The organism is Bacillus sp. V26 (assembly GCF_034296245.1).
GTDB lineage: Bacteria > Bacillota > Bacilli > Bacillales > Bacillaceae > Bacillus > Bacillus halotolerans.
Window position 1 is genome coordinate 305113 of record NZ_JAXKQF010000003.1, and the last position, 14220, is coordinate 319332.

The 14220-nt window shown below is 44.9% G+C and carries 18 protein-coding genes; 3 read left to right on the plus strand and 15 right to left on the minus strand.

The annotated features are described in order from the left end of the window. Nucleotides 1-146: 146 nt before the first annotated feature. From UJ203_RS12325 to spoIIR, 7 genes are all read right to left on the minus strand, one after another. Nucleotides 147-689 carry a TIGR01440 family protein gene (locus UJ203_RS12325; protein WP_322011118.1) on the minus strand — a complete coding sequence of 181 codons (543 nt, stop codon included), beginning with the start codon at nucleotides 687-689 and terminating at the stop codon, nucleotides 147-149. A 12-nt stretch (nucleotides 690-701) separates the two neighbouring features. Further along, a complete protein-coding gene (gene rpiB, locus UJ203_RS12330; RefSeq protein ID WP_024123169.1) occupies nucleotides 702-1151 on the minus strand; it encodes a ribose 5-phosphate isomerase B in 450 nt (149 codons plus the stop codon). Nucleotides 1152-1308: 157 nt separating this feature from the next. Next, nucleotides 1309-1761, minus strand: a complete 453-nt coding sequence (locus tag UJ203_RS12335; protein WP_322011120.1) for a low molecular weight protein arginine phosphatase — start codon at nucleotides 1759-1761, stop codon at nucleotides 1309-1311. A gap of 74 nt (nucleotides 1762-1835) precedes the next feature. Continuing rightward, nucleotides 1836-2393 (minus strand): manganese efflux pump MntP family protein, encoded by a 558-nt coding sequence (locus UJ203_RS12340; RefSeq protein WP_168748975.1) that lies wholly within the window; start codon nucleotides 2391-2393, stop codon nucleotides 1836-1838. Nucleotides 2394-2470: 77 nt separating this feature from the next. Next, a complete protein-coding gene (locus UJ203_RS12345; RefSeq protein ID WP_322011124.1) occupies nucleotides 2471-3511 on the minus strand; it encodes an L-threonylcarbamoyladenylate synthase in 1041 nt (346 codons plus the stop codon). Nucleotides 3512-3667: 156 nt separating this feature from the next. Next, nucleotides 3668-4111 (minus strand): hypothetical protein, encoded by a 444-nt coding sequence (locus tag UJ203_RS12350; protein WP_322011126.1) that lies wholly within the window; start codon nucleotides 4109-4111, stop codon nucleotides 3668-3670. Between the two features lie 67 nt (nucleotides 4112-4178). Continuing rightward, nucleotides 4179-4853: a stage II sporulation protein R gene (gene spoIIR, locus UJ203_RS12355; RefSeq protein ID WP_322011128.1), complete on the minus strand. Its 675-nt coding sequence runs from the start codon at nucleotides 4851-4853 to the stop codon at nucleotides 4179-4181. 140 nt (nucleotides 4854-4993) lie between these two features. Here spoIIR and UJ203_RS12360 point away from each other — a divergent pair, with 140 nt between their 5' ends. Then, entirely contained in the window at nucleotides 4994-5359 is a 366-nt protein-coding gene (locus tag UJ203_RS12360; protein WP_044159746.1) for a UPF0715 family protein, read from the plus strand. Nucleotides 5360-5374: 15 nt separating this feature from the next. On the opposite strand, the gene UJ203_RS12365 is transcribed toward UJ203_RS12360, so the two are convergent. The 3 genes from UJ203_RS12365 to prfA all read right to left on the minus strand — a co-directional run bounded on the left by UJ203_RS12365 (nucleotide 5375) and on the right by prfA (nucleotide 7675). Continuing rightward, nucleotides 5375-5662, minus strand: a complete 288-nt coding sequence (locus UJ203_RS12365) for a DUF5316 family protein (RefSeq protein ID WP_322011139.1) — start codon at nucleotides 5660-5662, stop codon at nucleotides 5375-5377. 74 nt (nucleotides 5663-5736) lie between these two features. Next, nucleotides 5737-6603 (minus strand): peptide chain release factor N(5)-glutamine methyltransferase, encoded by an 867-nt coding sequence (prmC, locus tag UJ203_RS12370; RefSeq protein ID WP_322011141.1) that lies wholly within the window; start codon nucleotides 6601-6603, stop codon nucleotides 5737-5739. Between the two features lies 1 nt (nucleotide 6604). Next, complete coding sequence (gene prfA / locus UJ203_RS12375; protein ID WP_322011460.1) at nucleotides 6605-7675, minus strand: peptide chain release factor 1; 1071 nt, start codon at nucleotides 7673-7675, stop codon at nucleotides 6605-6607. A gap of 121 nt (nucleotides 7676-7796) precedes the next feature. Here prfA and UJ203_RS12380 point away from each other — a divergent pair, with 121 nt between their 5' ends. Both UJ203_RS12380 and racA read left to right on the plus strand, forming a co-directional pair. Next, entirely contained in the window at nucleotides 7797-8186 is a 390-nt protein-coding gene (locus UJ203_RS12380) for a VOC family protein (RefSeq protein ID WP_176471064.1), read from the plus strand. A gap of 121 nt (nucleotides 8187-8307) precedes the next feature. Then, nucleotides 8308-8862: a chromosome-anchoring protein RacA gene (gene racA / locus UJ203_RS12385; protein ID WP_024123181.1), complete on the plus strand. Its 555-nt coding sequence runs from the start codon at nucleotides 8308-8310 to the stop codon at nucleotides 8860-8862. 35 nt (nucleotides 8863-8897) lie between these two features. Here racA and UJ203_RS12390 read toward each other — a convergent pair whose 3' ends face one another. The 5 genes from UJ203_RS12390 to rho form a co-directional block, all read right to left on the minus strand. Next, nucleotides 8898-9857, minus strand: coding sequence for an AEC family transporter (locus UJ203_RS12390; protein ID WP_024123182.1), 960 nt, complete (start codon nucleotides 9855-9857; stop codon nucleotides 8898-8900). Between the two features lie 81 nt (nucleotides 9858-9938). Continuing rightward, the gene (gene malS / locus UJ203_RS12395) at nucleotides 9939-11636 is read right to left on the minus strand and encodes an oxaloacetate-decarboxylating malate dehydrogenase (protein ID WP_024123183.1); all 1698 of its coding nucleotides are present in this window, start codon (nucleotides 11634-11636) and stop codon (nucleotides 9939-9941) included. 288 nt (nucleotides 11637-11924) lie between these two features. Then, entirely contained in the window at nucleotides 11925-12512 is a 588-nt protein-coding gene (locus tag UJ203_RS12400; RefSeq protein WP_024123184.1) for a thymidine kinase, read from the minus strand. 89 nt (nucleotides 12513-12601) lie between these two features. Next, on the minus strand, nucleotides 12602-12802 hold the full coding sequence (rpmE, locus tag UJ203_RS12405; protein ID WP_003151132.1) for a 50S ribosomal protein L31: 201 nt from the start codon (nucleotides 12800-12802) through the stop codon (nucleotides 12602-12604). A 119-nt stretch (nucleotides 12803-12921) separates the two neighbouring features. Beyond that, nucleotides 12922-14205 carry a transcription termination factor Rho gene (gene rho / locus UJ203_RS12410; RefSeq protein ID WP_010332253.1) on the minus strand — a complete coding sequence of 428 codons (1284 nt, stop codon included), beginning with the start codon at nucleotides 14203-14205 and terminating at the stop codon, nucleotides 12922-12924. Between the last annotated feature and the right edge of the window lie 15 nt (nucleotides 14206-14220).

A 14220-nucleotide genomic window follows, 5' to 3' on the forward strand; every position in this document is an offset into this window, starting at 1 on the left:
TTTTTAGGCCGATGTAAAAGATTATTTTCAAAAAAACGAAAATTTTATTGGCAAAAACGAATATTTATAACTTAAATTTAATTTAAAGTTCGGAATTTATTTTGGCAGCGAAAATTAAAGAAAAGACTGGCCCATGCAGTCCTTTCTCATTCACACTCATAAACTGCCCGCATTCCGCCGATCAGCTTTGGCCGTGTGCGCGCCAATGTCACATGGGCAGCACCGAGACTGTTCTGAGAAATGCGTACAGGAACAGCAACCGGCTTTAAGTGCATGCCGATAAACGTGTCGCCTATATCTATTCCGGCATCTGCCTGAATGGTTTCTACCAGAACAGGAGACTTCATTTGCTTAAACGCATAAGAAGCCATCGCCCCGCCCGCTTTTGGAACAGGTACAGCGGAAACGGCCGGAAGCCTGAACAGCTCGGCCGTTTCTTCCTCCACTACAAGCGCTCTGTTTAGATGCTCGCAGCATTGAAACGCCAGATGGATTCCCGTTTTTTCCTTCAGCTCTGCAAGTCCGTTGTAGATGCTTTCCGCGATGTCTGTACTGCCTGATGTGCCGATATGGCTGCCGGCCACTTCGCTTGTGCTGCAACCAAGGACAAAGAGCTGATTTTCTTTCAATCCCGCTTTGTCCTGAAACTCTGACAGCATCGTCTTCCACGTTTGTGTGATCTCACTCATTGAGCAGCACCCCTACAGGTTTTTCTCTTCATAGTCCGAGATTTTTCCGATGCGGGTTTGGTGTCTACCGCCAGTAAATTCAGTGGTCAGCCAGATTTTAGCAATTTCACGTGCCAAACCGGGTCCAATCACCCGTTCGCCCATCGCGAGGATATTAGTATCGTTATGTTCTCTCGTCGCCTTTGCACTGAATGTATCATGTGCCAGCGCACAGCGGATGCCTTTGACTTTATTGGCGGAAATGCTCATGCCAATGCCTGTCCCGCAAATTAAAATGCCTCTGTCCACTTCACCGTTTACTACTTTCTCGGCCACCGGAAAAGCATAGTCCGGATAATCGACAGATCCGCTGCCGCAGTCACAGCCCATATCAACATATTCAATTTGCAATTCGTCCATTAGATCTTTGATTTCGTTTCGAATGTGAACGCCGCCATGATCCGATGCTATGGCTACTTTCATCAGCTTATCCTCCCAGCGTGTGTGATGCGGCCCGCCCGCTTTGTTGACCGCGCAGCCTGTCCGCTCATTGATTCACACCATATCGATGTGCTTTTCACTATATTCTACTCCTTCACGCAGGATTTGCAAATGACCTGTCTGCAGATTCTCTGACAAGTTATTTGCCGTTATTTTTCAATCGTTCTGCCAGCTGCTGAAGAAGCTCTTCAAGCTCATCTCTCGTTTTTTTGTAAATTTCAACGGAGCCGCCAAACGGGTCTATAATATCGCCCCGGCTGCCTGTCACATATTCTTTTAGCGTAAACACTTTATCACGATAACGTTCGAATTGGCTGACGATAACCTGTTTGTGCTGGTGGGTCATTGCCATAACCAAATCTGCCGATTCCATATGTTCTTCAGTTAATGGCGAAGAAACATGATTAAGGGCAATGCGCTTTTCAAAAAGCGCTTCGACCGCGTGAGGCGACGCTTTCCCGTTAGGTGAGGCAAATACGCCTGCCGAGCGGACGCTGACATCCAGCCCTTCCGCTTCTGCAATTGATTTAAAAAGCGCCTCAGCCATTGGACTGCGGCACGTATTTCCAGTACAGACAAAAATGATGTTCATGTCAGTCACCCCTTATTTTTTCTATTATATATGAAGAAAAAAGAAACGGCGACATCGTTTCTTTTATTGGTATATTAAATTGGCAAAAGCAGCTTAAGGCCAAATACGATTAATATGGTTCCCCCGAGCGCTTCACTGTATGAGCCGAGCCAGGACTGCACTTGCTTTCCGATCAGCAGGCCCAGCCAAGTCAACATCATGCTGAAAAGCCCAAACAGGGTAATGGTGAGAAGCGGATGCGAGCCGTAAATTCCAAGGCTCAGACCGACGGAGAAACTATCGAGGCTGACGCCGACTGCAAATAACAATAAGCCAGGCCCAGCCGGTGACATCAAACGTTCTTCTGACTGTTTAAAAGATGCGATCACCATTTGAACACCGAGAACAAACAGCAGCGAACCCCCGATATATACGGCTACCATGCCGAGGAGCCCTGACAGCATATTTCCCGCCGCCATCCCTCCGAGAGGCATGATGACGTGAAAGAGACCGATAATGAATCCAATATAGAATATCTGCTTTTTTCTGAGTTTGACCATGCCCATTCCGAGGCCGACAGAAAAAGCATCCATACCTAAAGCAAACGCCATGATGCTTAAGGTAATCAGTTCGCCTATAAACATATCCGACATCACATACATAACCCCCTTGGACACGCCCGCTTTTTTAGCCTATGCGTGTCCAAAAGGGGTTAGAACTTCTGACTGTGTCAGCGAATCACTCTTCCTCCGGCAGCTTTCATCAGCCTGTTCATAATAGCAAGTCCGACGCCTGTGTCAGGAAACGATTCTGCAATAATAAAATCAACCTTTTCTTCATCAAAACTGCGCAATGCATCATAAAGGGCTGCCGCTACTGTTTCAAGCTGATCTCTTCTGCCGCAGCTCTTCACATAGTCAGCCGAATAAAAATCCGCATTTTCTTCTGTCGTCAGGACGCCGACCCGTTTTCCGCCCTGCTGATATTCTTGAATAAGCGTTTGAATGCGCTCAGGGCTTCCTTCAGAAATAACAAGCGGCGCTGACGGCGCGTAATGTGTATATTTCATTCCCGGAGAAATCGGCTTCTCATTTTGATCAGCAAGCCCTTTATCCACAAGAATCGGTCCGATTTCGGCTTCTATTTGTTCTTTTGTAATGCCGCCCGGACGAAGGAGCACAGGGGTTTCTCCTGCACATGAAAGTACGGTTGATTCGACACCGATTCCCGTAGATCCCCCATCCATCATTCCAGCTATGCGGCCATCCAAGTCGTGAGCCACGTGTTCAGCCTTTGTCGGACTTGGTTTGCCCGATAAATTAGCACTCGGCGCTGCAATCGGGAGACCCGCGGCACCGATGAGTGCCAGAGCCAGCGGATGATCAGGCATTCTGACGGCCACTGTATCCAGCCCTGCCGTTACACGGGGTGACAGCGCACCAGGTTTACAAGGCAAAATCAGTGTAAGCGCCCCTGGCCAAAAGCGCTTCATTAATATTTTCGCCTTGTCTGGCGCCGGGCCTGTTAAACCGTCAAGCTGACTGATATCCGCAATGTGGACAATCAGTGGATTATCACTCGGCCGCCCTTTCGCCTCATATATTTTTTTGACAGCATCTGTGCTTTTCGCATTTGCGCCGAGACCATATACAGTTTCTGTCGGAAACGCGACAACCTCATTATCCCGGAGCAAAGCGGCTGCTTGTGCAATTTGTGGATCATTTGTGGATAACTCGTCCATTACATCCACAAACCATCTTTTCGTTTTCATTTCTGACCAAACTCCTTATTCACAACAATAAAACGATCGTTTTACGCGTGTAATCCTTTTGAAAGTATAAAAGATGTCCTGTAATAAAACAAGCGTTATCCACAAATTGTGGACAACGCATATAAAGAAGTGGATAAGTTTGTGTATAAATCTCACTTATCCGGATGTTTTTTTCATTAAGACGGCCCCTTCCGCTTGCCTCGATTCACAGAAGTGATCCGAGGCAAACAGCTCTTCCGGCACACTCTCTGCCCGTTCAAAGCCCATGGCCCCCAGGAAATCAGCCGAAGAATGCTGATTGGCTACCAAGTATACCGTTTTAATCTCATGCTTTTCACAAAGCACCTCCATGCTTTGAAAGAGCGATACAATATGACCTTGGTGAAGCTTGTCCGATATCACAAGTGAGCGAAGCAGGGCTTGATCGCAGCTGATTTTTTCGATCCCCAGACAGCCGGCTATGTTTTTCTCGCTGTCTTCCAGCATCAGAAACTGGGTGAACCCTTCCTTTACGCCCTCATGATTCGTTTTGGCCTGTTTTAAAAATTCCTCAAGTATGTCTCCGTCCTTTTCCCTTGCCACCCGCAGTTGATAAAACATTCGTTCACCCCGTTTTCAGCGTTCTTTCTTCCAATCTATGAGGCAAATCTATTTTTAGACCTGGCGATTAAGAAAAAAGATCGGAAAACCATTCGACGACGAAGAATTTTACTTCTGTATTGTCTTCTTTCTCTTTCTTATCTTCTTTTTCAGCTTTCTCCGCTTTGGCTGTTAAGTCCTCAAGCGCTTTTTCCGTTTGTTTTTTTGAGGCTTCTTGATCTTCTTGTTCTTTTACGGCTTCCCCATTCGAAAAATCAAGAAAGCAGAGCGGCGGGAATAACACGCACCACCAATTGGCGCCTTCACCGTTCCCAAGCGTAATCAGAATGGCTTCGTATTCTCCAGCAGGATATACCATGCTGCCGTAAAGTTTTGTCGGAAATGAGATTTTGTCAAAATCAACAGATATTGATTGACTGGCGCCTTCTTTTTCCATGGTTTCTTTTGCAATTTCCTTGATCTCAGGCAGCTTTGAGCGGATCAAACGCCGCGCTTCTTCAATAGAAGCAATATCCTTGACCCATGTTGTGATTTCTTTATTGACGGCGTCTCTGATATGACGCTTTAATTCTTGATCCTCGTCACGATCGCTGTTTGCCAATATTCTCAGGCGAATCGCCTCGTCCGGAATGACAACCGGCTCATTTTCAGATTGCTGTGCCGTCTCTTCTTTCGCCAATCCTACGAGTGCCCCAGATAATAAAAGAAACATATATATACAAATGATAACTGTTTTTTTCATCGGTCCCCACCGTTCCTCTCCGTGCTTTGTATCTAGCCCTATTATGGACAAGGAACGTATGGAGTAAACCTGCAGCGGCAAAAAAATCTAGCAAGCTTTTAATCTAATTTATGGTACGATAGTGTTTTAGGAGGTTTAAAATGAAATATAATTACACAGTGCTGCTGTCAGCGTTCACGATGTCAGTTCTTTATTCGATTATTTACATTCATTCCTTTATTATAGCTGCTCTCGTAACGATGGCCTTTTATTTCTTATTCCCTTATTTACTATTCGCGCTGCCGCTTCAGATCATGATGAATAAAAAGCCGAAACGGTTCAGCCCTTTGTACTTGCTGTATTATCTTGCCGCGGCGTTTATCGCCAACGCGATCATCTTTGGCGTGCTGCAGCCTTCCGGGCAATCCCTGCTTCAAAATACAGCCTTTTACATCTTCGCTGTATTAACAGCTGTTGTCTACTGGATATGGGATTCTGTTTTGCTGCAAAAAAAGGAAGCCTCCTAAGGGCTTCCTTTTTCATTAGATCAATACGGTCAATAGATAACATAGAATAGAAGGTATGGCAGCAACAAAGAAAGCAGCTGATATTTTCAAACGGGCTGTCCGGCCTTCTTTGGTTTCTGAATGATAATTCGCCCGCTGGTCGCTTCCGCTTACAGCTAAACCCGATGTCACAATGGCAAGCCCGATCAAAACAAGAGACGCAATGCCGAAAATGAATTCATAAGAAATGGCTTGCTCAAAAATAGAACCCACCATACTTTCAATGGCAATAAGTAAAATTCCTGCTGTCAGGGCCTTTTTCATCTTTTACATCCCCTTTGCTGGTGTTAAAACAGCTTGCTGGTCCCGTTCTTATCTCAAACTCACCAGCAAGCTGCTTATTTATTCTTATGAATTATCGCGCATATGGTTCTGTCTTTTCCGTTAATATCCTTCAGGACTTCAACTTCCGCATCCTTAAACGCATGCAGAATCAGCTCTTTTACAGCTGCGCCCTGCTTCCACCCGATTTCAAAGACGACAAGCGCGGTATTCTTCATGACCAGCGGAATGGCTTCCATAAACCGCTTATAAAATTTCAGCCCGTCTCCGCCGTCAGTGAGAGCATGCAAAGGTTCATGGAAACGGACAATCTCAGATAAATCGGCCATTTCTTCTTCAGAAATATAAGGAGGGTTTGAGACGATAATATCCGCTTTTTTTCCTGCCTTAATAAAGGGCTCAAGCAGGTCGCCTTGAAGAAAATGCACCTCCGCTCCGAGCTTTTCCGCGTTGCCTGAAGCAACGTCCAGCGCCTCTTTGGAGATATCAATCGCTGAAACAGAAAAGTTTTTGTTTTCCAGTGCAAGCGTGACGGCTATTGCTCCGCTGCCGGTGCCTACATCTACCACTTCGAGCTGTTCTCCTTCAGAAAAGACACTTCTATATTTCTCCAGAAGATGGCAGACAACCTCTTCCGTTTCCGGACGCGGGATCAGCACATCATCATTCACCATAAATTCCCGTCCATAAAAAAACTCTTTTCCTATAATGTATTGAACCGGCACGCCCTCTTTATGCATCTCAACGTGACGCTTAAAGCGATACAGTTCGTCTTCACCGATCGGTTCCTGTAAGCTTGCGAGCAGTTTGCTTCTCTCCATTCCGGTATCATAAAGCAATAGGAGCTCGGCCGCATTTTCTTCTCTTCCCGCTTCGGTTAAATAAGAAGAAGCCCATTTCAGGGCTTCGAATATCGTCTTCATCTTAACCTTCCGACTGCTGAAGCTTGCTTGCCTGATCTTCAACAATCAGCGCTTCAACCACTTCGTCAAGTTTTCCTTCAAGAATCTGATCAAGCTTTTGAATCGTCAAACCGATTCTGTGATCCGTCACACGGTTTTGCGGGAAGTTGTATGTGCGGATACGTTCAGAGCGGTCGCCTGATCCGACTGCTGATTTCCGTGTTTGATCATATTCAGCCTGGGCTTCCTGCTGAAATTTATCATAGATTCTGGCACGGAGAACCTTCATTGCTTTTTCTTTGTTCTTAATTTGAGATTTTTCGTCCTGGCATGATACAACAACACCTGTCGGCAAGTGAGTCAGACGAACCGCAGACATTGTTGTGTTAACGCTTTGTCCGCCCGGTCCGCTTGAAGCAAACGTGTCGACACGGATATCCTTCTCATGAATGTCAACCTCTACCTCTTCTGCCTCAGGAAGACATGCCACTGTTGCAGTGGATGTATGGATGCGTCCGCCTGATTCTGTTTCCGGAACACGCTGTACGCGGTGGGCGCCGTTTTCATATTTGAGTTTAGAATACGCGCCGCTTCCTGTAATCATAAAGATGATCTCTTTGTAGCCGCCCGTTCCGGTCACATTCGCTTCCATGACCTCTGTTTTCCAGCCTTGAAGCTCAGCATAACGGGAATACATTCTGTACAAGTTGCCCGCGAATAAAGCGGCTTCCTCGCCTCCCGCGGCTCCGCGGATCTCCATAATAACGTTTTTATCATCATTAGGATCTTTCGGGATCAGGAGCACTTTCAGCCGTTCTGACAGTGTTTCCGTTTCCTTCTGGAGTTCAGAAATCTCTTCCTTCACCATGTCGCGCATCTCAGCATCAAGCTTATCCTCAAGCATCGCTTTTGCATCAGCCAGCTGTTCTGACGCATCTCTGTATTGTCTATATACGTCAACTGTTTCTTGTATATCAGATTGCTCTTTCGAATATTCTCTAAGCTTTTTCGGATCGTTGACAACTTCTGGATCGCTTAAAAGCTCATTTAATTTTTCATATCGTTCTTCGATTGACTTTAAACGGTCTAACACGGTCTTCACCTCTGTTTTCCTGTGCGTAACATTCTCATTATAGTATAGGGACTATCGCCAGTCAAAAGCATTTCAATCCCAGTTAAAAAAGCCTCCTCTGCTATACTGAAAAAGAGGAGGGATCGTATTGCTTACATCCATACATCATATTGCAATCATATGCTCAGATTATGAAAAGTCGAAAGCTTTCTACGTACATAAGCTCGGTTTTCAGGTGATACAAGAAACATACCGAGAAGAGCGCGACTCCTACAAGCTGGATTTGTCGCTTAACGGCTCGTACGTCATTGAACTGTTTTCTTTCCCTGATCCGCCCGCACGTCAAACCCGTCCTGAAGGTGCAGGGCTCCGTCATCTTGCCTTTACGGTCAGCAGCTTAGAACAGGCTGTTCAGGAGCTTCACGAAAAAGGAATCGAGACAGAGCCGATCAGGACAGATCCGCTGACAGGCAAGCGGTTCACCTTCTTTTTTGATCCCGATCAGCTTCCGTTAGAGCTGTATGAGCAATAACGGTTTTTGAAGAAAAAAGGGAGATGCCCACTTTCTTTGCCGAATCTTTTCTTGTTTTGTCTAATAGGAAGGGAACCGCTCCCCATGGTCGAATACCTAGCTAAAAAGGAGGTATGGGATCATGAATACAAATATGGTAGCAAGTGAACTCGGCGTCTCCGCAAAAACAGTGCAGCGGTGGGTGAAGCAGCTGAACCTTCCGGCTGAACGGAACGAGCTCGGACACTATTCGTTTACGGCTGAAGATGTGCAAGTCCTGAAATCTGTCCAAAAACAAATTTCTGAAGGCACGGCGCTTCAGGATATCAATGTGCCGCAAAGCAATAAGAAGCGCACAGGCTTCCTTGTCCAAAAAACAAACAGTGACACAGAGAAAAGAATCGAACAGCTCGAACAAAAGCTTGACACCTTATTACAGCAAAAACAGGACGAAAACGGGCTGCTGGCAAGAATTGAGGAACTGGAACGCCAGCTTAAACAAAAAGCCGATGAAGGCGTATCCTATCAGCTTCTGCAGCACAGAAGAGAAATTGATGACATTCTTGCTGATCTGCAATCACTGACCTCACAAATGAAAGAATTCACCGCTCAGCCGACCCCTGAGACTGCTGCTTCTTCCGAAAAAATAAAAACAAGAAAAAAACCGCTGCTGTCACTGTTTAAATTTCAAACGTAAAGTAAAAAAGCTCCCCTTAAAGGGAGCTTTTTTGATTACGCAGTAAGCGCAATAATAATTGGAAGTGAAATCAATGACAGAATCGCACTGATCACAAACGCAGTCGCAGTTTCTTCCTCTTGTTTCTCGAAACGAGTCGCAATCATGGCTGCAACGGCAGAACCAGGGAATGCAACAAGAAGGATCGCTTTTGTTGTTTGGTCAGCTGGAAGTCCGACTGCAAGAGCAATCAGGAACATTAACGCAGGCTGAACCGCAACTTTTAGTAACGCAATACCGATAGCCGGCAGACTGAGTTTAATTTTACGAATACCAACGGTAACACCGACAGCAAAGAGAGCAACACCAGATGTTGTGCTTCCAAGCTGATCAAGCATTTTAACACCCAGCTCAGGAAGAGTGAAATTGAAAACCAGCACTAAGATCATACTGATTAACGGAGCAGCTGCAAGCGGCTCACAAAGACCATGCAGGATTGATTTCCCTGTCATCTTCCAGAAACTGTCGCCGCTCTCTTCGTTTTTCTTAGAAGACTCACCCACTGTAGCAACAATGATCGCAAGCGGATCAAGAATCGCGTTAACAACGATACCTGTTACAGCGATCGGAATCGCAACCTCTTGTGCACCGAACAAGCTTCCCAATACAGGAATACCCATAAATGCGAATGTCGGCTGTGCAGAGTTCAAAGAAAATACGGATGAGTTCGTTAAATCATACTTAAAGACAAATCTGCAAACCAATAGAATGATGATATAGAAACCAACAATTCCGATAAGTAAAGAAACCATTAATGGAACTTGTGATAAAAATTCACTTCTGGAAGTTGTCAAAATACCAGCGATAAAGTGAGCTGGAAGTGCGTATTTCGTTACTAACGTACTTACCCCTTTTGCTGACTTGGCATCATAACTTCCGAAATGTCCTGCAAACCAACCCAGCACGATAACAAAGAAGATCGGTGCCAGGAGGATTAAGATATCTAAGATGCTCAAAATATTCTCCTCCAAATCCTATGTCCGTATACTTTAGCTTTATTCAAAGCTTTCCCTCGGACAGAAAAATTACACGCTCAATTATTTTGCGATGACTTTTTTGTATTCAGGTGTCCACATTGCATCAAGAACAGCTTGTTTTACATCTTCAGGCTGACGATTTGCTACGCCGTCTTTGATCGCTGCTTCAGCTACAGCAATGGCAACTTGAATAGATACTTCTTGAAGCTTGTCGATGCTTGGAAGCAATCCAGCTCCAGGTGTTTCAAAATCAACCATTTCAGCAATCGCATCAGCTGTTGCAGCAAACATAGCAGGCGTAATAACACGCGCTTCAGCTACGATTGAACCAAGGCCAAGACCAGGGAATGCGAATGCGTTGTTAGATTGTCCGATTTCATAAGAAACGCCATTGTACTCGACATTGTCAAATGGGCTTCCTGTTGCTACAAGCACTTTTCCGTCAGTCCATTTGAACAGATCTTCAGGAACAGCTTCTGCAAGGTGAGTCGGGTTAGACATCGGCATGATCACCGGACGGTCTACGTGAGATGCCATCTCTTTCACAATTTCCTCTGTGAACGCTCCTGAAACCCCTGAAGTACCGATTAAGATTGTTGGTTTCGCTTGGCGAACCACTTCATCAAATGAAATTTGGCCTTTTTCATCACGTTTCCAGTCTTTCACTTCTGCTGCACTGCGAAGGTAAGGTTTTTGGAAATCAAGGATGCCTTCCATATCGTCTGTTAACAGGCCTCTGTAATCAAGTGTGAAGAACGCTTTGTTTGCTTCTTCCTCAGATAATCCAGCAAGCACCATTGTGTCACGAATTTGGTCAGCAATACCGATACCAGCTGAACCTGCACCGAAGACAACTACACGCTGATCTTTAATAGATGCGCCTGTTTTCTTCATAGCAGCAAGCACACCAGCAAGTGTAATTGCGCCTGTACCTTGAATATCATCGTTGAATGTCAGGATTTCGTTGTTGTATTTTTTCATGATATTGCGCGCGTTTTTGTTGCCAAAGTCTTCCCAGTGAAGAAGCGCTTTAGGGAAGAATTTAAGCGCAGCTTTTACATACGCATCAACGAATTCTTCATAACGTTCATCAGAAATACGTTCATGATGGTTACCAATGTATAAAGGATCATTTAAAAGTTTTTCGTTGTTTGTACCGACATCAAGCACTACAGGGATAACACGGCTAGGGTCAATACCAGCTGCAGCAGTGTAAACAGCCAATTTACCGATAGCGATGTTAATACCGCCTACACCCCAGTCACCGATACCAAGGATACTTTCAGAGTCGGTTGCAACGATAAGATCAATATCGCCTGCTGTCGCATGAAGGTTTTCAAAAGCCTTTTCAATACCGTCAATGTTGTCGATTGACAAGTAGATACCTTGAGGTCTTCTGTATTCATGGCTGTATTCTTGAATTGCTTCACCAACTGTTGGTGTGTACACAACAGGAAGCATTTCACGAAGGTGATTTTGCAGCAATTTATAGAAAAGAACTTCATTGCGGTTAGCAAGATCATTTAAGTAAACATTTTGACGAAGGCGGTCTGGCTGAGCTTTAAATTGCTCGTATGCGCGTTTTGCTTGTTGATCAAGAGAAAGTACAGTTGGCGGAAGAAGTCCTTCTAAGCCAAGTTCTTGTCTTTCTTCTAATGTAAAAGCAACACCTTTATTTAAAGTAGGAATAGATAAAACTTCTTTTCCTCTTAATGTTGTTTCTAAATGGCCTTCCTTAGTTTTTTTAATGTTATTCAAGCAAATCTCCTTCTTTCTTGAAATAGTTAACCAAGTTAAGTAATAACTCATCTAAAAATAACCGATCATGATCTTTATGCGACTTTGTGACAATTATTCGAACAATGTCTCAAAACTATTTACATTACGTTAGTTATTTTATGCCTGTCAAAATCAAAATTCAAGGGAAGAAAATTACTTAATTTTTTAATACACTTAATTAAATTTTTTAATTGATTGTTATCAGAATATATAAAAAAACACCAGCTTTTCGGCCGGTGCTTTCTATCTTTTTACCCATGTTTTGTATTAGTTTTTAGATTTTCCCGGGACTTCGTGATGATGTCTGCATCTTGCTTCATAGGATTCGGACGCACCCACCAGAATGACCGGATCATCATAAGAAGCCGGCTTTCCGTCAATGAGCCGCTGTGTTCTGCTTGCCGGTGATCCGCAGACGGAACAGACGGCCTGCAGCTTCGTCACACTTTCAGCGATGGCCATAATATCCGGCACAACGCCGAACGGCTCTCCTCTGAAATCCATATCAAGGCCCGCCGCGATCACACGGTAGCCTTTATCGGCAAGAGACGATAAAACACCAATGATTGACCGGTCGAAGAATTGAACCTCGTCCACTGCAATCACATCTGTGCTCTCACTGATATGATTCCAAATGTCCTCAGCCGAAGAAATGGCATAGCTCGTCATAGATGTTCCATTATGGGAAACAACAGCATCCTCGCTGTATCGATTGTCAATCACAGGTTTAAAGACCCTGACCTCCTGCTTGGCATAAGTTGCTCTCTTCACTCTTCTGATCAGCTCTTCAGATTTTCCCGAGAACATGCTGCCGCAAATCAGCTCCAGCCACCCGCTTTGCTTCATTATGTACATTGGCTCTGCTCCCCTCTCTCTGCCAGCTGTGTTTTTGACAATATAAAAAACAGGCAAGAAGTGCTTCTTGCCTGTTGAAAAATCTATTATTACTTAAGACCGTATTTTTTATTAAAGCGATCAACACGACCATCAGCAGAAGCGAATTTTTGACGGCCAGTGTAGAATGGGTGGCATTCAGAGCAAATCTCAACGCGTACCTCTTCTTTTACTGAGCCTGTTTCAAATTCATTTCCGCAAGCGCATTTAACTGTTGCTTTTTTGAAATTAGGATGAATTCCTGCTTTCATTGTATCCATCTCCTTCCGCCCTGAATCCCGTGTGGAAACAGAGTTAACTATTTCGGAGCATTGTCCGAAACGCATATGAGAAAATTATATCAGTGATTTACTTCTTTTGCAAATAGATTTTATCGTCTGGCTGATGATAGATTTGCCTGTTTCCATTCTTGATTGAGAATATCGAAAAATTCCTGGTTTGTTTTGGTTTTTTTCATTTTTCTCATGAATTTTTCCGCGAAATCAGGCGAATCTGACATCGTTTTGCGGATAGACCATAAACGGTCAAGATGCTCTTTAGGCACAAGCAGCTCTTCCTTACGCGTTCCAGAACGGCGAATATCGATGGCAGGGAAGATGCGGCGTTCTGCCAGAGAGCGGTCAAGATGAAGCTCCATGTTGCCCGTTCCTTTGAATTCTTCATAGATGACATCATCCATACGGGATCCTGTATCAACAAGAGCAGTGGCGAGGATCGTTAAGCTTCCGCCCTCTTCGATATTTCTCGCCGCCCCGAAGAAACGCTTCGGACGGTGGAACGCTGCCGGGTCAATCCCTCCGGAAAGTGTTCTTCCGCTCGGCGGAATCACTAAGTTGTAGGCGCGGGCCAGACGTGTGATACTGTCCATCAGGATAATGACGTCTTTCTTGTGTTCAACGAGGCGCATAGCGCGTTCAAGCACAAGTTCGGCTACTTTGATATGGTTTTCCGGCACTTCATCAAACGTTGAGCTGACGACATCCCCAGCAACAGAACGCTCAATGTCTGTAACCTCTTCCGGTCTTTCGTCGATCAACAGCACAATCAGCTCTGCTTCAGGCTGGTTCGCTGTAATGCTGTTGGCGATTTCCTTCAGCAGCATCGTTTTCCCGGCTTTCGGCGGCGCAACAATCAAGCCGCGCTGGCCAAAGCCTACCGGCGCCATCATGTCCATAATTCTTGTAGACAAGAAATTCGGTTTTGTCTCGAGCACCATATGGCGGTCTGGATAAAGCGGAGTTAGGGCTGGGAAGTGAACACGCTCTTTTGCCGATTCCGGATCATCTCCATTTACCGCTTCAACGTGCAAAAGTCCATAATAGCGCTCATTTTCTTTTGGCGGGCGAACCTTGCCTGATACTTTGTCTCCGTTCCGTAAATCGAAACGGCGGATTTGTGAAGCTGAGATGTAAATGTCTTCAGAGCTTGGAGAATAGTTGATCGGTCTCAGGAAGCCAAATCCCTCTGATTGGATGATCTCAAGAACACCTTCCATAAACAGAAGATCTTCCTGCTCTGCATTCGCTTTCAGAATGGCGAAAATCAGTTCTTTTTTTGTCAGTTTGCTGTAGTAGGAGATTTTATAATGTCTTGCAAGTTCATATAGCTCTTTCAATTTCATATTTTCCAAAGAGGAAATAGATACGTCTTTCATAAAAAACACCACGCT